Genomic DNA, 16,993 nt, shown 5'->3' with positions numbered 1-16,993 from the left:
ACGGAACCGATGGAGCCGACAGCCGTCAGGTGATGGTGCCGGTACGGGACTCCAGGTCGCGCCGCGTGGCGTCGCCGTACACCCCGTCCTCGTCGCCGCGGATCCCGTACCACAGCTGGAAACGGGCCACCGCCTCGGTGAGGGTCTGGTCGTACCGGCCGTTGACCTGTCCATCCCGATAGACGTCGGGAATCTTCAGCAGACGCGTCTGGAGTTCGGAGACCTGCGGGCCGCTGTCCCCCTGGCTCAGCACACCGGCCTGGCTCCCCGGCGGCGCCGGGGCCGCCGTGGTGGGGGCGGCGGACGCGGTCGGCGAACGGCCGGCGTCCGACGCCGTGGGGCCGCCGCCCGGCGAGGCCACGTTGATGGCCGCGCGGCCGGGGAGGAGCAGGACGAGCGCGAGGGCGACGCCCAGCCCGACCCCCGCGACGATCAGCACGGCGGTGCGGGGGTGGCGCCGTACGGTCGCGGTCGGTGGGGCAGCGGGCTCGGGCGGCGGATCTACGGCGCCCCAGGAGTCGGTCGCCGAGACGCGGCCGTCGATCTCCTCGGTTTCGTCCTCGGCGAACCGGTGCGCCTCCGGAGGGAGCGCCTCACCCGCGTCGCCCGCTTCCCCCGGGGGCCGGAACAGATGCAGATCCTCCATCCATTCCTCCACCGGCCCGTCCACGTCCTCGCCGGACTCCGGATCCGGCCCCGCACGGAAGATCGCGGTCGGCTCGATCACGTGACGCCCGCCCATCCGGTCAGGATCGGTTTCGGCTGCCATACAGACCTCCTTGTGCCCCACGCCGTTCAGCGGGGGATACGGAGGAAAGTCCGGGAAGACTCAAGCCGATCGCCATCCGGCGATCGCGGAGCCGTGACGTTCACCCGACTGCCGCGCCCGGTGCCGGGCGTCGGGAGGGAAACGATACGGAGCGGCCCCGGAAGCGCGCCGAAGGGAGCACATCGATGGAGCGGACCACATGTTGCGTGGTGGGCGGCGGTCCCGCCGGGATGGTCCTCGGGCTGCTGCTGGCCCGGGCGGGCGTGGACGTCACCGTCCTGGAGAAACACGGCGACTTCCTGCGCGACTTCCGCGGCGACACCGTGCATCCCAGCACCCTGGCGCTGCTGGAGGACCTGGGCCTGGCCGAGCGGTTCGCCGCGCTGCCGCAGCGTCACGTCCACTCCGTCCAGCTACCGATCGGCGCGGACGGAGAGCTGTTCACCGTCGGCGACCTGAGCGCGCTGCCGGGCCCGTACAACTACGTCGCGATGGTGCCGCAGTGGGATCTGCTGAACCTGCTGGCGGACGAGGCCGGGAAGGAGCCGTCGTTCCGGCTGCGGATGAACACCGAGGCCACCTCCTTCATCGAGGAGCGCGGCCGGATCACCGGGGTGCGCTACCGCACTGCCGACGGCGACTCCGGTGAGCTGCGGGCCACCCTCACCGTGGCCTGCGACGGCCGCGGCTCGCTGGCCCGGCAGCTGCCTGAGCTGGGGCTGCGGGAGTTCACCTGCCCGATGGACGCCTGGTGGTTCCGGCTGCCGCGGCACGAGGGCGATCCGAGGGGGCTGGTGGGCAACGTCGGCGACCGCTTCCTGACCGCCATGATCGACCGCGGCGACTACTGGCAGTGCGCCGTGCTGATCCCCAAGGGCGCCGACGCCACCCGCCGCGCCAGCGGTCTGGACCGGTTTCTGGCCGCGTTCGCGGAGGCCACTCCATGGATGGGCGACCGCGAGCCGGAGCTGCGCTCCTGGGACGAGGTGAAGCTGCTGGACGTACGGCTGGACCGGCTGCGCCGCTGGCACCGCCCCGGGCTGCTGTGCATCGGCGACGCGGCGCACGCCATGTCGCCCGTCTTCGGCATCGGCATCAACCTCGCCGTCGAGGACGCCGTCGCCGCCGCCCGGCATCTGGCCGGACCACTGCGCGACGGCACGGTGGGCCTGCACGCGGTCCGCGCCGTCCAGCGCCGCCGCTGGCCCACCGCCGCGGGCACCCAGGCGCTCCAGCGCATCGCCCACGCGCGGGTCATCACGCCGCTGCTCGAGGGGCGGTCACCGTTCGGCGACGGCAGGAAGCCGCTGCGGCTGGCGGAGGTGCTGACGAGGGCGCCGTGGCTCAAGCGGGCCCCGGCGTACTTCCTCGCGTACGGCGCGAAGCGCGAGCGGCCCCCGGTCGCGTCGCTGCTGCGCGGGGATTAATGACCGCGACGACGGCGGGGCCGGGTATGCAGAAACGTATCTGCACTCCCGGCCCCGCCGCATCGCGACTCAGGCGAGCCCTCGGCTCAGACGATGCCCTCGGCGATCTCCGCCTCCTCCCGGGCGGACCCGTAGGCGGAGGGCGTGTTGTACGAACGGCGGGCGACGAACCACCAGACGGTGGCCAGGATCAGCACCGCGGCCAGCGCGATCGACGCGTAGTTCATCGAATCGGCCGTCACCGGGCTGGACTGCGGCAGGCAGAACAGCACCGTCACCAGCGCCACCCACACCACCGCCACCCAGCCGATCGGCTTGCTCCAGCGGCCCAGATGCCACGGCCCCTTCTGGAACCGGTCCCCGGCGCGCAGTCGCAGGAAGACGGGGATCGCATAGGCGGGCGTGATGCCGATGACGTTGATGGCCGTCACCGCGCCGTACGCGGTCTCGGAGTACAGGGACGGCAGCGCCAGCAGGCAGGCCACTCCGACCGACAGCCACACCGCGAGCACCGGGGTCTGGGTGCGGGTGCTGACCCGCTGCCACAGCCGGGAGCCCGGCAACGCGCCGTCCCGGCTGAACGCGAACACCATCCGGCTGGCCGCCGCCACCTCCGCATTGCCGCAGAACAGCTGCGCGGTGATGACGATGAGCAGCATGGCGGTGGCGCCGCCGGTGCCGAGGGCGTCGATGAGGATCTGCGCGGGCGGGACACCGGTGGCGCTCTTCTGCGTCCCGGCGTAGTCCTGGATGGCGAACGTCAGCCCGGCCAGCAGCACGAAACCGGCCACCCAGGACACCCAGATGGCGCGCACGATGCCACGGGCGGCGGACACGGAGGCGTTGGACGTCTCCTCGGACAGATGCGCCGAGGCATCGTATCCGGAAAAGGTGTACTGGGCGAGCAACAGGCCGATGGCGGTGACATAAAGGGGATTCGACCAGCCGGTGTTGTTGACGAACTCGGTGAACACGAATTCCGGCGACTGATGGTGGGACGGAATGATCGCCAGCGCCCCGACGATGATGGCGACTCCCGCCAGGTGCCACCACACGCTGACCGAGTTGAGCAGACTGACCAACCGCACTCCGAAGAGGTTCAGTGTGGCATGCAGCAACAGAATGCAGATGAAAATCACCATGGTCGAGCCCGGGGTGGGTTCGAATCCCCACTGCAAGTTGAGGAGCGCTCCGGTGAACTGGGCCGCGCCGTAGTCGATACCGGCGATCGCGCCCAGCAGCCCCAGCAGATTGAGCCAGCCGGTGTACCAGCCCCAGGCGCGCCCGCCGAGCCGGTCGGCCATGTAGTAAAGGGCGCCCGAGGTCGGATACGCGCTGGTGACCTCCGCGAGCGCCAGGCCCACGCACAACACGAACAGCCCCACACCGGCCCAGCCCCACATCATGACCGAGGGGCCGCCGGTGTCCAGCCCGAACCCGTACAGGGTCATGCAGCCGGACAGAATGGAGATGACGGAGAAGCTGATGGCGAAATTGCCGAAGCTGCCCATGCGGCGGGCCAGCACCGGCTGATATCCCAGCTCGCGCAGTCTCTGTTCTTCGTCCCGCTGCGGTGTGGAAACCGGGCGCGACCAGGGCGTGGACATGAACGTACCTCCGGAAGGGAATGCGGGGACGGTCAGCAGAGGCGGGGAAAAGATGCGGGCAGGCGCGGGGGATGAGAGGCTGGCTCAGCCGTCGTAACCGGGTCTGTTTCCGCGGGCGCCCGCGAGACAGCGGACCCGGGCGCGCAGGAACATCTCCTCGGCCTGTGCGCGGTCATTCGCGTCGGACGTGCGATAGGCCCAGGGGAGCGGGGTGAAATACGGACCCAGCGTCTCGAAGACCCGGGCCGCTTCGGTGAATTGCAGCGCGCCCCACAGGGCGTGCGCCAGATGGTTGAGGTCCAGCAGCGAGCTGGTTTCCCGGTCCGCGTGGTCGAACCACAGGCGCAGCGCCTTGTCGGCGTCCCGCGCCGCGTCCTCGGTGGCCCAGTGCAGGTCCAGGGCCTTCTCGTAGCCCCGTTCCTCGCGGTACCGCTCGACGTGGACGTACAACGGCAGCACATGCAGTGGTGAGCCCTCGGGTGCCCCCGAGACCACCCACTGCACGAAGTTGACCGCCTCGGCCAGCGAACCGCCCGCCCGCCGCGCGTACACGAACTGGAGCATCCGGTGGTACGCCTCGCGGTTGTACGGATCGCGCCGGTCGGCCTCCGCCAGCAGCCCCCACGGGCCGGGGAAGAGCAACGGCCCCGGCGGGTCCGCCCGGTGCTCCGGCAGCCGCTGTTCCTTGTCGAGCTGGGCGAGCGCCAGCAGACACACCCAGGGGACCGGGTCCGCCGGGGAGTTGTGCGCGGCCAGCTGGCAGGACTCCCACGCCTCCCGCCACAGCTCGTGGGTGCGCTGGTGTCCCTCGCGATGGGCGCGCATCGTCCGCTCCACCACCACCCGGGTGTGCATCACCAGTGCGGCGACGCATCGAGGTTCCTCGGCCCGCCACGCCTCCACCACGTTGGACCCGGCCGCCACTGCGGCCAGCACCTGGGTGCGCTGCGTCCACTGGGCCCAGGTCGGGGTCTCGGCCAGCAGGTCGCGCATGGATATCCAACGGCCCGTGCGCACGTCCTGGAGCGCGATGCGCAGTCCGCTGTCGTAGCCCGCGGGGTGGTAGACGGGGCGGAACACTTCCTCGGGCATCGGATGACTTTCGGACGGAGCGTGTTGAACCGGGCGCGACGGATTCCAGGGCCTGACGAGTGGATGCCCGGGATCCTATAGCCATCCCGTCATGACTCAAGGGGGCCAGGGTCGGCATCCGGCGCAGGACCGCGGCCGTGTCCGGCAAGCGGACTCCGGACATGCGGTCTTGACGCGGCTTCGTCGCTGCACCACGCTTTCAGCCAAGATCTCTCGCCACGACCGAACCACCACAGAACGCCGCCCTGCCGGCGACCGCCCCGCCGAAGAATCGCCGAAGAACCGCCCCCACGCGGAATGACCCCCACCGAAGAACCGGACATGCTGCCTGACGAGCGTCCCCACAGCACATCCGCCGGCCCCGCGACCGGAGCGGTGCTCGCCGTCGACCAAGGCACCTCGGGCACCAAGGCGCTGGTCCTCTGCCCGGAGCGCGGTGTGCTCGGCTCCGCCGAGGTGGCCGTGCATCCGCGCCACCTCGCCGGCGGGCTGGTCGAGGTCGATCCTGCCGCACTCCTCGCCTCGGTCGTCGACGCCGGACGCCAGGCCCTCGCGCGGGCCGGTGAGCCGGTCGTGGCGGTCGGCCTCGCCAACCAGGGCGAGACGGTGCTGGTGTGGGACCCCGCGACCGGCGCCCCGCTGACCGACGCCCTGGTGTGGCAGGACCGGCGGGCGGAGACGGTCTGCGCGGACCTCGCGGAACACGCCGACACCCTGCGCGAACTCACCGGGCTGCCCCTCGACCCGTACTTCGCGGCGCCCAAGATGGCCTGGCTGCGCCGCCACCAGACCCGCGAGGGCGTCGTCACCACCAGCGACGTCTGGCTGATCCACCAGCTCACCGGAGCGTTCGTCACCGACGCGGCCACCGCCGGGCGCACCGGGCTGCTCGACCTCGACCGCGTCGTCTGGTCCCCGGAGGCGCTGGACCTGTACGGCCTGACGGCCGAACAGATGCCCAGGGTCGTCGACGCGGACACCATGGCAGGAACCACCACCGCCTTCGGCGGCGAGATCCCGCTCACCGGACTCCTCGTCGACCAGCAGGCCGCCCTGCTGGCCCAGAGCGTCACCGAGCCCGGCGCCGCCAAATGCACCTACGGCACCGGCGCGTTCCTGCTCGCCCAGACCGGGCCGCGGCCCCGCCGCGGCACCAGCGGCCTGGTGAGCTGCGTGGCCTGGCGGCTCGGCGGGAACACCAGCTACTGCCTCGACGGGCAGGTGTACACCGCCGCCTCCGCCGTGCGCTGGCTCACCGGCCTGGGCGTGATCGGCGGCGCCCAGGACCTCGACCCGGTGGGCGGCTCCGTGCCGGACACCGGGGGAGTGACGTTCGTACCGGCGCTCGCCGGACTCGCCGCCCCCTGGTGGCGCGGCGACCTCCGGGGCTCGGTGACCGGCCTCGGTCTCGACACCACCCCCGGCCATCTGGTGCGCGCCCTGTGCGAGGGCATCGCCGCGCAGGTGGCCGAGATCGCCGACGCGGCCGCCGCCGACCTCGGCGCACCGCTGACCACCCTCCGCGCCGACGGGGGCCTCACCCGCTCCGCGCTGCTCATGCAGGCCCAGGCCGACCTGTTGCAGCTGCCCGTCGAAGTGTCCGCCCTGCCCGATGTCACCGCCCTCGGCGTGGGCGCCGTCGCCCGGCTCGGCCTCCACCCCGGGCTGACGGTCGAGCGGGCCGTCCCGGAGTGGAAACCGGCCGCCGTGTACACGCCGCGGATCAGCGCCGACGAGGCCGCCGAGCGCCGGGCCGGATTCCGGTCGGCGGTGGACGCGCTGCTGACCCGCCACTGACCAACCCCACCAGGAGCCAAGGAACCCAGCATGACCGTAACGACCACGGGTGACCTTCCCGGCGAGGTCTACGACGTGGCCATCATCGGCGCCGGGGTGGTCGGCACCGCCATCGCCCGCGAACTCGCCGCGCACCGGCTGCGCATCGCCCTCGTGGAGGCGTCCGACGACGTCGGTGACGGCACCTCCAAGGCCAACACCGCGATCCTGCACACCGGTTTCGACGCCACCCCCGGCACCCTGGAGGCCCGGCTGGTGCGCGAGGGCTACCGGCGGCTGAACACCTTCGCCGCCGAGGCGGGCATTCCGGTGGAACCGCTCGGCGCCCTGCTCGTCGCCTGGGACTCCGAACAGCTCGCCGCGCTGCCCGCCCTCGCGGAGAAGGCCGTACGCAACGACTGCCACGACACCCGGATCCTCGACGCGGACGAGGTGTACGCGCGCGAACCGCATCTGGGACCCGGCGCCCTCGGCGCCCTCGAGGTCCCCGGCGAGAGCATCATCTGCCCGTGGACGACCACCCTCGCCTACGCCACCCAGGCGGTGCGCGCCGGAGCCGACCTGCACCTCAACTGCACCGCCGGAGCCATCAGCCCAGAGGGCTCAGACGGTCACCACGAAATCGCCACCAGCCGCGGCCCGTTGCGCGCCCGACACCTGGTCAACGCCGCCGGACTGCACGCGGACGAGATCGACCGGCGGCTCGGCCACACCGAGTTCAGCGTCACCCCGCGGCGCGGCCAGCTCATCGTCTTCGACAAGTTCGCCCGCGGCCTGGTCGGCCACATCCTGCTGCCGGTGCCCACGGCACGCGGCAAGGGCGTGCTGGTGGCGCCGACCGTCTACGGCAACGTCATGCTCGGCCCCACCGCCGAGGACCTCGACGACAAGCACGCCACCGGCTCCTCGGCCGCCGGGCTGTCCCTGCTCCGCGACAAGGGCGCCCGCATCATGCCGGAGCTGCTGGACGAGGAGGTCACCGCGGTCTACGCGGGGCTGCGCGCCGCCACCGAACACGCCGACTTCCAGCTCCGCGCCCACCCCGAACAGCGGTACGTGGCCGTGGGCGGCATCCGCTCCACCGGGCTGACCGCCTCGATGGCCATCGCCGCCCACGTCCGGGACCTGCTCGCCGACTGCGGCCTCGACCCGGGCCCCGCGCGGGAACTCGAACCGCCACGGATGCCGAACATCGGCGAGGCGTTCCCGCGCCCCTACCAGCGCGCCGACCTCATCGCCGCCGACCCCGCCTACGGCACCGTCGTCTGCCACTGCGAGCGCGTCACCCGCGGCGAGATCCGCGACGCCCTGCGGGCCACCGTGCCCCCGGGGTCGCTCGACGGACTGCGGCGCCGCACCCGTGCGCAGGGCGGCCGCTGCCAGGGCTTCTACTGCGGAGCCGCCGTACGCGCCCAGTTCGACGAGGCCCGCGCCAACCCCGCCGCCGCACGGGCGGAGGCCCGCCGATGACCCCCGCCGACCGCACCCCTCGCACCGTGGACGTCCTGGTCATCGGCGCCGGACCCGCCGGACTCGCCGCCGCCACCCGGCTGGCCGAGGCCGGAGTGGACACCGTCCAGGTCATCGACCGCGAACAGCACGCCGGTGGCATCCCCCGCCACTGCCACCACACCGGCTTCGGGCTCCGCGATCTGCACCGGGTGCTCAGCGGCCCCGACTACGCCCGCCGCCACATCGCCGCCGCGCTGCGCGCCGGGGTCAGCCTGCGCACCGGCGTCACCGCCACCGGATGGGCCGGACCGCGCACCGTGGACGTCACCGCGCCGACCGGGCTGGAGCGCATCACGGCCCGGGCCGTCGTCCTCGCCACCGGCGCCCGCGAACGCCCCCGCAGCGCCCGGCTGGTGCCCGGCACCCGGCCCGCGGGCGTCTACACCACCGGGCAGCTCCAGCAGGCCGTCCACGTGCACCACCAGAGCATCGGCCGCCGGGCGGTCGTCGTGGGGGCCGAACGCGTCGGCTACTCCGCCGTCGACACCCTCCACGGCGCCGGGGTCGAGGTCGCGGCCATGGTCACGGGACTGCCTCGCCACCAGACCCACCCGGCGCGCGCCCTCGGCGCCCGGCTGCGCCACGAGGTTCCGCTCCTCACCGACACCACCGTGACCGGGCTGACCGGCCGCGGCCGGCTGACGGGCGTCCGCGTCGGACACAGGGACGGCCGGACCGCGACCATCGGCTGCGACACCGTGGTGTTCACCGGCGACTGGATCCCCGACCACGAACTGGCCCGCAGCGCCGGAATCCCCCTCGACCCCGGCACCCGGGGGCCGGAGACCGACGCCGCATTCCGTACCCGCGAGCCCGGGGTCTTCGCCGTGGGCAATCTGCTGCACCCCGTCGAGACGGCCGCCACGGCCGCGCTGGACGGCCGGTTCGCCGCCGGTCCCGTGCTGCGCCACCTGGCCGGTGAGCCGTGGCCGCAGGCCCCGCTGCCGGTCCGCACGGACGCGCCCCTGCGCTGGGTGGCGCCGGGCCGGATGGCCCCGGACGGCCCGCCCCCGCCGTTCGGCCGCTTCATCCTGCGCACCGCCGCGTTCCTCACCCGGCCGGTGCTCGTGGTCCGCCAGGACGGCCGTACGCTGCACCGGCAGCGCGTCCCGCGCACCGTGGCCCCGGGCCGCCCGCTCCATCTGTCCGCCGACTGGATCGTCCGGGCCGACGCGCACGGCGGCCCGGTACGGATCGGCGTGGAGTGACGGGGCGGGCAGTCTCCGGTAGCCACCGGGGCGGGCAGCCCCCGGCGCCACGGCGGGGGTCACAGCCCGCGCAGCCGCTCCATCTCGCGCCGGTCGCGCTTGGTCGGGCGGCCCGCGCCACGGTCGCGCAGCCCGATGGGCACGGTCTGCTCCCGCGGCGGCGGGGGTGGGCTGTTGTCCACGTAGCACTCCGCCGCCACGGGCGCCCCGACCCGCTTGCGCACGATCCGCGACACCACCACGACCCGGTCCCGCCCCGCATGGCGCAGCCGCACCTCGTCACCCGCCCGCACCGCCTGCGCGGGCTTGACGCGCTCCCCGTTGACACGGACGTGCCCGGCCCGGCAGGCCGAGGCGGCGAGCGAACGCGTCTTGGTGAGCCGCACCGACCAGATCCAGCTGTCGACCCGAACGGACCCCTCGTCTGAAGCCATACCCCGACTCTAATGTCTAAGGTGCGACGCATGAGCGCACATTTTGACGTCGTGGTCCTGGGGGCGGGGTCGGGCGGCTATGTGGCGGCGATCCGCGCCGCGCAGCTGGGCCTGCGCACGGCCGTCGTCGAGGAGCGGTTCTGGGGCGGCGTCTGCCTGAACGTGGGATGCATCCCGTCCAAGGCCCTGCTGCGCAACGCCGAGCTGGCCCATCTGCTCACCCATGAGGCGCGGACCTTCGGCATCCGGGTGAACGGCGAGCTGAGCCTCGACTACCGGGTGGCGTACGAACGCAGCCGGAAGGTCGCGGACGGCCGGGTCAAAGGCATCCACTACCTGATGAAGAAGAACCAGATCACGCAGTACGACGGGCGGGGCACCTTCACCGACCCCCACACGCTGCGGGTCACGCTCGCCGACGGCCGCGTGGAGGCCCTCACCTTCGACCACTGCGTCATCGCGACCGGGGCCGGTGCCAATCTGCTGCCCGGCACCTCGCTCAGCGAACGGGTGGTCACCTACGAGGAGCAGATCCTCGCGCCGGACCTGCCCGGCAGCGTCCTGATCGCGGGCGCGGGCGCCATCGGCGTCGAGTTCGCGTACATCATGCACAGCTACGGGGTGCAGGTGACGCTCGTGGAGTTCCTGGACCGGATCGTCCCCCTGGAGGACGAGGACGTCTCCACCGAGCTGACCCGCCGCTACCGCAGGCTCGGCATCAACATCCTCACCTCCACCCGGGTCGAGGCGATCAACGACGCGGGCTCCGCCGTCAAGGTCATGGTGACCACCGGCGGCCAGCGCCAGACCCTCCAGGCCGGGCGGGTCCTCCAGGCGCTCGGCTTCCAGCCGCGGGTGCAGGGGTACGGGCTGGACCGCGCCGGGGTCCGGCTGACCGACCGGGGCGCCATCGACGTCGACGGCCGGTGCCGCACCAACGTGCCGCACATCTTCGCGGTCGGCGACGTGACCGCCAAGCTGATGCTCGCCCACGCCGCCGAGGCGATGGGCATCGTCGCGGCGGAGACCATCGCCGACGCGGAGACCATGGAACTCGACTACGTGATGATCCCGCGCGCCACCTTCTGCCAGCCGCAGATCGCCAGCTTCGGCTGGACCGAGGCCCAGGCGCGCGAACGCGGCTTCGACGTCAAGGTGGCCACCTTCCCCTTCACCGCCAACGGCAAGGCCCACGGACTCGGCGACCCTAGTGGCTTCGTGAAGCTCATCAGCGACGGACGCCACGGCGAACTGCTCGGCGGCCACCTCATCGGCCCCGAGGTCACCGAACTGCTCCCGGAACTCACCCTCGCCCAGCAATGGGACCTGACCGTCCACGAGGTGGCCCGCAACATCCACGCCCACCCCACGCTCAGCGAGGCGGTGAAGGAGGCCGTACACGGCCTCGCGGGACACATGGTCAACATGTGACAGTTCAACCCCGTGTCCTGCGGAGACAGACCCTTTCGGGGCTCTGACCTGCGTGAATGTCCTTTCGGCTATTTCACGCTCATGCCCGTTGATGCAGCCGGAAGTCCCAGAGAAGTCCCAGGAGACTCCCACCGCCCGCGACCACCCTTTCGGCCTAAACAGCGGGAGGGGCTGCGAAGAGGGCTGGTGTTCGTGTCTCGGTGGTTGGCTCACCAGGCCGGAGGCAGGTGTACCGGCACCCGGTGGTCGGAACTCCTGGTTCCGGAGATCACCGCATGTCTGGTTCCACGTAGGCGGATGGAGTTATTGGCAAGGCACGGCCTCCGATGCAGCTCGGGACAGGGACACAGCCCTCGACGTCCTTGAGTACCGGCCGCTCGACCTTCACATTCACACCCGGGAAGAGGAGGTCAGCCACGCGCGCCGCTTGGGCCACACTCACAGGTGGTCCCCACCTGCCGAACGATTGCATTCACCCCTATGACTTTGTCAAGAAGTCGCCTACCAGGTGGTGCTGACCTGCGTCGATGCGCCCATCAAAGTCTCTGACCAGCACTGATGCTTCTCAGAGTCTTGTCGGGCCGTGGCCGTGGCCGTGGCCGTGGCCGTGGTGGAGGTGTGGTGGGGCTGAGCTATGCCGAGCGTCGGCACCTTGTACCGGCGCTGGACGGTTGCGGGGGCGGGGTGGCGGCCAGATTCGGCCGCTAGGGGATCAAACTGGTTGCTTGTTCGTGGTACGTCTGTGCGAATATCCGTACGTACTAAGCGCGTTGACGGCGCGCGGAAGTCTCCACAGTCCGCCCCGCCACGCAGGAACCGTACGCGGGCGGGGTCAGAGAGTAAGGAATCACTTGCTCCAAGCATCCAGAAACAGACGTCTCTTATACCGAATAGTCGCAGGCGCCGCCGCAGTTCTTCTCATGGGAGCTGCCGCACCGGCTTCAGCTGACAGCGGGGGTGCGGTCCAGGATCCCGACTATGCGCCCTCGTCCCGTCCGGCGGCGGGTCCGGAGGCCAAGCCCCGGGCCGCAGGGAGCCGACCGGTGTCGGGCAAGAGCCCTTCGGCTGGCCCGACCTTCAAGCAGACCGACGGCATCTGGCGGGCCATCACGTCGAACACCGTGCTGCGCAATACGGTCACGGACGCCGACGGCGACAAGTCCAACCTCACCTTCGAGGTGTGGAAGACCGACGCGGCGGGCAAGCCGACGAGCCAGGTAAAGATCTCCGACAACCAGTACGGGGTCCTGGTCTCGGACTATGTGGCCTCCGGCAGCACGGCGAAGGTCACCGTGGACTACGGGTGGCTCAAGCCTGGTGTGAACTACGCCCTCCGGACCTCCGCCTACGACGGATCTTTGTATGAGACGTCGTGGTCGCCCTGGGCGCGGTTCCGGATCGACCCCTATGTGACGTTCCCGGCGCCGCAGTCGTCTTCGACCATCGATCCGGTCAAGCAGGAGAACCGGACGTTCTTCCGCTCCGACCCGGGTGCTGTGGCCCCCGCGGCGCGCTCGGCCGGGAAGTACGACCAGTGCGGCAAGCCCGATGCGGACGGCAATTACCTCTGCATCGAGCGCACCCCAGCCAGCCCGGAGGGCAAGAAGGCCGCGGACCAAGTGAGGAAGGCCCGCGCTGCGGGAGACGACCTCATCCCCTGGTGCCCCAACGCCGAGGACGCCAAGAACCACATGAACCGCACCGAGGCGTGCATGCGGGACCTGGGCGAGGCCAAGCTCATCTTCCTGTCCAGCGACCCCGACGCTCCGCCGTTCGGCTATGCGCGGTTCCACTTCGAGCAGCGGCTGAAGACCTACCCGAACAAGAGCAGTGGCGGCAGCGACTTCGCCGAGTTCGACCAGAGCAATCGTCAAGACTTGTGGATGGTGTCTTCTGGGTTTGATGCGGTGATCTCGGCTGCGGCGAGGCGTGCTTCCTCGCGCGCGACCTGGTCGGGGGTGGTTGAGGAGGGCTCGATTCGAAGCGCTTGACGAGGGAGTCCTTGACGCCGAACACGGCGTCGGAGCCCAGCAGGCTGTCGCCCTCGACGAAGATGTGGGTGACGAGGGTGCGCAGGCCGGGCGAGGTGGCCATGAAATGCAGATGGGAAGCGCGCAGGGGCGAGCGCGCGGTCTTGTCGAGCAGGGTTCCCACGGGACCGTCATGGGGGATGGGGTACGGCGTGGGGGTGAGTCCCCAGAACGCGTAGGCGCCCTGCTCGTCGGTGTACAGGTGGGCCCGGGCGGTCAGGTGGCCGTCGTCGCGCTGCACGTCGTAGAGGCCGTCCTCGTCGGCTTCCCATACCTCGAGGCGTGCGCCGGGGACAGGATTGCCGTCGGTGTCGGTGACGGTGCCCTCGACCCAGCATGGTTCTCCCGGGGCGCCCGCGGCCATGTCGCCGCCCAGGGCGATCTCGGGGGAACCTTCGACGAAGAACGGGCCGACCACGGTGGCCTCGGTGGCGCCCGCGGTGGCCTCGTAGTTGACGTTGATGGTCTGCATGGAGGCGCCGAGGACGTCGGACAGCAGCACGAACTCCTGGCGGCGGTCGGTGGTGAGGTGGCCGGTGGCGGTGAGGAAGTCGATGGCCTGCTGCCATTCGGCTTCGGTGAGGCGGACCTCGCGGATGAAGGCGTGCAGGTGGCGCACCAGGCCCTGCATGAGTTCCTTGAGCCGGGCATCCGGCGTGTTGTGGAACGAGGCGAGCACCGTGCGGACCAACTCGTCCTCGACGTGACGTTGCCGGTCCGGCACTGCGGGAGGGGTGGCGGTCATGGTGAGGGTCCTCCTGACGTGGGCGTGGTGGGTCTCCTACCCGGAGGTGCGCCGGGTTCGTCGCTCGCCGTGGACGATGACGGCGAGCAGGCCCCCGGCGAGGGCGAGGTTTTTGAGGAAGTCGCCTTGCTGGTGGGCGCGTTGCGGGCCATCGGGCTGGGTCCAGAAGGGGAAGGCGGCGAGGGTCGTGGGCACCAGAGAGCCGGCGAGCGCCGCCGAGCAGGCCGCGGGCGCGATGCCGGCCGCCAGTGCGGCTCCCGCGGTGACATGGACGGCCGCGTTGGCGCGGACCAGTTGCCGGTCGGTGAACCGGTCCAGGAGTGGCACAGCACGGCGGCACCGCTTCAGGAAGGTTTCCGCTCCCTGCGCGGGGCCGTCCGGGTGCCGCCACACGTGGTGGCCTCCGGAGACGAAGACGGCGGCCAGCGCGATACGGGAGAGGGCGCGGCCCACGTGGTCGTAGTGCGGTGGTGTGTCAGGCATGCCAGGGATCCGTTCGCAGGTGGCGGTCGAAGTAGCGCTCGATCAGTGCGGGGGTCAGCAGCACGGAGCGTTCGACGTCCGGGGCGCGGGACGACAGCGCGGTGGCCGTCATGGGGTGCAGTTCCCAGTCGCCGGTGTTGAGGAAGCCGTGGTGGGCGCCGTGGACCAGCAGCAGATGGGACTCGGCGCCCGCAGTGAGCAGGGTGTCGTGGAGCCTGCGGCTTTGTGCCGGTCCGATGAGGAGGTCGGCGTCGCCGTGCAGCAGGAGCACGGGCGGTACGCGTGCGTGGACCTGCCGGGCCGGGCTGGCCTCGACGGCGGTGGCGGCCCGGTCCGACGGGCGTCCGCCCAGGAGGCCCCAGGCCGGGTCGGAGGGGTCCACGCCCAGCACCCCACCGGGCAGGGCGTCGTCGTTGAGGTGCGGCAGATCCGTGGGAGGATAGCCCGCCACCACGGCTCGTACACCGGGCGCCGCGGGGGACCCGTCGGTGTCGGCCGCGAAGGCCGCGAGCAGTGCCAGGTGCGCGCCGGCGGAGCTGCCCCACAGCCCGATCGACTCCCGGTCCAGGGCATGAGTGTCCGCGATGTCGCGCAGATGGCGCAGCGCGGCGAGGACGTCGTGCAGCTGGGCGGGCCAGGGGGCGGCCTCGGAGGACCGGTACTCGATGTCCGCCATGGCGTACCCGCGTTCGGCGAAGAGCCGGGTCAACCGGGGCCCGCACCCCCGCCGTTGGTTGCGCCAGCCGCCGCCCGCGAGCCACACGATCACCGGTGTGGGTGTCGGCGTGGACTGCGGCAGATACAGGTCCATCCGCAGGTCCGTGCGGTACGCGAGGTCGCGCAGCACCCGGACGTCAGCCGGGTCGATCTTCTCGGGGGGACGCGGTGCCCGGCTGAGCCCTTCCACGAAACGACCCATGACGTCGGCGTTGTTCGCCCGTACCCGCATGACGTCACTGGTCACCGATTGCCTTCCCTCGCGATCACGGCGAGGAGAGGGAGGTTGCGACGCCTCCTTGCGCGGTGGTCGGCGAGCCGCTGCTGATAGTGCGGGGCGAGCATGTCCGGCGTCCACTCCATCTCGTGGTCCAGTACGACGTCGACACCGGTGACACCCGGCAACTCGGCTAGCCGCTCGCGCGCCTCGTTGGCGAATGCGCCCAGCAGCATGCAGGTCGGGTCGGTGAGCCCGATCTTCACGCTGATCCGCTGACCGTCCGCGCCGTCGTCGCTGACCTGGATGTCGCTGATCAGCCCCATGTCGTCCATGCCGGCCGGAACACCCGCGGTGATGCTGCACGGGTCGATGATTCCGTTGAGCTCGTCCCGGACCCGGGCCTCGGTGACACCGCTCATCACGCCGCCCCCAGCTCGGTTTCGATCCTGCCGCCCCACGGAGCAGCCAGTTCGGTGGTGTCGAACTCGTCGCCGGCGATCGTGGCTCGCAGCTTGTCCTCGTCGATGCCGTGCAGCCGCAGGAAGTTGCGGCCGAGGATGTCCTTCTTGGCCTCCAGGGTCAGTGGCTCCACGCCGCGTTCCTCGATCAGGTCCCGCGGTGTTTCGAGATCCCAGAACGCCTCGATCAGCGGGCGCGGATGGGCCGCGATGACACCGGTGCCCCAGATGATGCGCTGGGCCCCGCCGGGTACCGCGAGGAAGGCTCCGATCGCTTCGGCGAACCGGCGCGGTGCGGTCCGGGCCAGCGCTGAGGTCACCTCCAGGTTGACCACGACGTTGGGAGCGCACTCCATCAACATGGCCGTTTCCTCGACGAACGCCAGTCCGCCGTGTACCACCTCGAAGGACAGGTCGGGAAACGCCGCCGCGGCGCCTTCGATGTCGTCGATCCGCAGTGCGTGGGCAGGCCCGGGGCCGACCGGGAGCGCCTTGTGGATTCCCACGACCTTCAGCCCGCGCTCCCGGGCCCGTTCGAACACCGGGTAGCACACCTCCGGATCGCTCATGTCCAGTGAGGTGACCCGGCCTTCGACCAGGTCGATCGGGTAGAGCTTGAGTGCGTTCACGTGGTGCTCGTCGACCAGTTCGTCGACACGGTCGACCGCGCCCGGCCGCAGCGGGGACACCGCGCCGTAGGCGAGCACCCGGTTCGGCCACAGCTCCCGCATCGTGAGGCCGGTGGACAGACGTGAGCCGCCGTCGTGGAAGTGTCCGTAGATCGGTGTCTCGTGGTAGACGATGATGTCGGATTGGCTTTCCGCCAGGATCGACCGCCCGATGGCTTCGGCGCCCGCGCCATGGTTCAGATAGAGCGACTTCTCGATGGCGTAGCCGGGCCCGCCGAACCGCTGGTGCTGGTGGTACATGTGCTCGCCGATCGCGCGGCCGAAGGCCGGGTCGACGCAGTTCTCGGGCAGGAAGTTGTAGTCGTGCGCCACGCCCTCGACCACCAGGGTATTTTCGATCATCGTGTGCTCCTTCGGCTGTGTTCCTGAGGTGG

General features: G+C 71.2%; 14 protein-coding genes. 5 read left to right on the top strand and 9 right to left on the bottom strand.

Going from position 1 to position 16,993, the window contains the following annotated elements; genetic code table 11:
• Positions 1-25: 25 nt before the first annotated feature.
• Complete coding sequence (locus tag EEJ42_RS52745) at positions 26-769, bottom strand: peptidoglycan-binding domain-containing protein (protein ID WP_246096383.1); 744 nt, start codon at positions 767-769, stop codon at positions 26-28.
• A 185-nt stretch (positions 770-954) separates the two neighbouring features.
• On the opposite strand from EEJ42_RS52745, the gene EEJ42_RS11930 reads away from it, so the two are divergent.
• Positions 955-2,196, top strand: a complete 1,242-nt coding sequence (locus tag EEJ42_RS11930) for an FAD-dependent oxidoreductase (protein ID WP_123099912.1) — start codon at positions 955-957, stop codon at positions 2,194-2,196.
• Positions 2,197-2,282: 86 nt separating this feature from the next.
• Here the strand turns inward: EEJ42_RS11930 and EEJ42_RS11925 are convergent, their stop codons facing one another.
• Complete coding sequence (locus tag EEJ42_RS11925; RefSeq protein ID WP_123099911.1) at positions 2,283-3,803, bottom strand: amino acid permease; 1,521 nt, start codon at positions 3,801-3,803, stop codon at positions 2,283-2,285.
• Between the two features lie 84 nt (positions 3,804-3,887).
• Positions 3,888-4,895: a hypothetical protein gene (locus EEJ42_RS11920; protein WP_123099910.1), complete on the bottom strand. Its 1,008-nt coding sequence runs from the start codon at positions 4,893-4,895 to the stop codon at positions 3,888-3,890.
• Positions 4,896-5,216: 321 nt separating this feature from the next.
• On the opposite strand from EEJ42_RS11920, the gene EEJ42_RS11915 reads away from it, so the two are divergent.
• From EEJ42_RS11915 to EEJ42_RS11905, 3 genes are read left to right on the top strand one after another with little or no spacing between them, the layout of a single operon-like run.
• Complete coding sequence (locus EEJ42_RS11915; protein ID WP_123099933.1) at positions 5,217-6,692, top strand: FGGY family carbohydrate kinase; 1,476 nt, start codon at positions 5,217-5,219, stop codon at positions 6,690-6,692.
• 30 nt (positions 6,693-6,722) lie between these two features.
• Entirely contained in the window at positions 6,723-8,162 is a 1,440-nt protein-coding gene (locus EEJ42_RS11910) for an NAD(P)/FAD-dependent oxidoreductase (protein WP_123099909.1), read from the top strand.
• Positions 8,159-9,412: an NAD(P)/FAD-dependent oxidoreductase gene (locus EEJ42_RS11905; protein WP_123099908.1), complete on the top strand. Its 1,254-nt coding sequence runs from the start codon at positions 8,159-8,161 to the stop codon at positions 9,410-9,412. The genes EEJ42_RS11910 and EEJ42_RS11905 overlap by 4 nt, the downstream gene beginning before the upstream one ends.
• Positions 9,413-9,471: 59 nt before the next feature.
• Here EEJ42_RS11905 and EEJ42_RS11900 read toward each other — a convergent pair whose 3' ends face one another.
• Positions 9,472-9,846, bottom strand: a complete 375-nt coding sequence (locus EEJ42_RS11900) for an RNA-binding S4 domain-containing protein (protein ID WP_123099907.1) — start codon at positions 9,844-9,846, stop codon at positions 9,472-9,474.
• Between the two features lie 30 nt (positions 9,847-9,876).
• Between EEJ42_RS11900 and lpdA the strand changes: the two genes are divergently transcribed.
• The gene (lpdA, locus tag EEJ42_RS11895; protein WP_123099906.1) at positions 9,877-11,277 is read left to right on the top strand and encodes a dihydrolipoyl dehydrogenase; all 1,401 of its coding nucleotides are present in this window, start codon (positions 9,877-9,879) and stop codon (positions 11,275-11,277) included.
• A 1,737-nt stretch (positions 11,278-13,014) separates the two neighbouring features.
• Here lpdA and EEJ42_RS11880 read toward each other — a convergent pair.
• From EEJ42_RS11880 to EEJ42_RS11860, 5 genes are read right to left on the bottom strand one after another with little or no spacing between them, the layout of a single operon-like run.
• Positions 13,015-14,052, bottom strand: a complete 1,038-nt coding sequence (locus EEJ42_RS11880) for a dioxygenase family protein (RefSeq protein ID WP_246096382.1) — start codon at positions 14,050-14,052, stop codon at positions 13,015-13,017.
• A 36-nt stretch (positions 14,053-14,088) separates the two neighbouring features.
• A complete protein-coding gene (locus tag EEJ42_RS11875) occupies positions 14,089-14,535 on the bottom strand; it encodes a DoxX family membrane protein (RefSeq protein ID WP_123099903.1) in 447 nt (148 codons plus the stop codon).
• Positions 14,528-15,499: an alpha/beta hydrolase gene (locus tag EEJ42_RS11870; protein WP_123099902.1), complete on the bottom strand. Its 972-nt coding sequence runs from the start codon at positions 15,497-15,499 to the stop codon at positions 14,528-14,530. The genes EEJ42_RS11875 and EEJ42_RS11870 overlap by 8 nt, the downstream gene beginning before the upstream one ends.
• Entirely contained in the window at positions 15,496-15,891 is a 396-nt protein-coding gene (locus EEJ42_RS11865; protein ID WP_123099901.1) for a metal-sulfur cluster assembly factor, read from the bottom strand. The genes EEJ42_RS11870 and EEJ42_RS11865 overlap by 4 nt, the downstream gene beginning before the upstream one ends.
• Positions 15,891-16,961 (bottom strand): amidohydrolase family protein, encoded by a 1,071-nt coding sequence (locus tag EEJ42_RS11860; RefSeq protein ID WP_123099900.1) that lies wholly within the window; start codon positions 16,959-16,961, stop codon positions 15,891-15,893. The genes EEJ42_RS11865 and EEJ42_RS11860 overlap by 1 nt, the downstream gene beginning before the upstream one ends.
• Positions 16,962-16,993: the final 32 nt, after the last annotated feature.

The sequence above is a fragment of the Streptomyces botrytidirepellens genome (assembly GCF_003721215.1).
Lineage (GTDB): Bacteria > Actinomycetota > Actinomycetes > Streptomycetales > Streptomycetaceae > Streptomyces > Streptomyces himastatinicus.
This window is presented reverse-complemented; position numbering and strand designations above follow the sequence as displayed.

Bases quoted from the DNA above. Each gene is read 5' to 3' on its own strand.
- EEJ42_RS11905 (WP_123099908.1), top strand. From the start codon at position 8,159: ATGACCCCCGCCGACCGCACCCCTCGCACCGTGGACGTCCTGGTCATC.
- EEJ42_RS11900 (WP_123099907.1), bottom strand. From the start codon at position 9,846: ATGGCTTCAGACGAGGGGTCCGTTCGGGTCGACAGCTGGATCTGGTCG.
- EEJ42_RS11930 (WP_123099912.1), top strand. From the start codon at position 955: ATGGAGCGGACCACATGTTGCGTGGTGGGCGGCGGTCCCGCCGGGATG.
- lpdA (WP_123099906.1), top strand. From the start codon at position 9,877: ATGAGCGCACATTTTGACGTCGTGGTCCTGGGGGCGGGGTCGGGCGGC.
- EEJ42_RS11860 (WP_123099900.1), bottom strand. From the start codon at position 16,961: ATGATCGAAAATACCCTGGTGGTCGAGGGCGTGGCGCACGACTACAAC.
- EEJ42_RS52745 (WP_246096383.1), bottom strand. From the start codon at position 769: ATGGCAGCCGAAACCGATCCTGACCGGATGGGCGGGCGTCACGTGATC.
- EEJ42_RS11865 (WP_123099901.1), bottom strand. From the start codon at position 15,891: ATGAGCGGTGTCACCGAGGCCCGGGTCCGGGACGAGCTCAACGGAATC.
- EEJ42_RS11875 (WP_123099903.1), bottom strand. From the start codon at position 14,535: ATGCCTGACACACCACCGCACTACGACCACGTGGGCCGCGCCCTCTCC.
- EEJ42_RS11920 (WP_123099910.1), bottom strand. From the start codon at position 4,895: ATGCCCGAGGAAGTGTTCCGCCCCGTCTACCACCCCGCGGGCTACGAC.
- EEJ42_RS11910 (WP_123099909.1), top strand. From the start codon at position 6,723: ATGACCGTAACGACCACGGGTGACCTTCCCGGCGAGGTCTACGACGTG.
- EEJ42_RS11915 (WP_123099933.1), top strand. From the start codon at position 5,217: ATGCTGCCTGACGAGCGTCCCCACAGCACATCCGCCGGCCCCGCGACC.
- EEJ42_RS11925 (WP_123099911.1), bottom strand. From the start codon at position 3,803: ATGTCCACGCCCTGGTCGCGCCCGGTTTCCACACCGCAGCGGGACGAA.
- EEJ42_RS11880 (WP_246096382.1), bottom strand. From the start codon at position 14,052: ATGACCGCCACCCCTCCCGCAGTGCCGGACCGGCAACGTCACGTCGAG.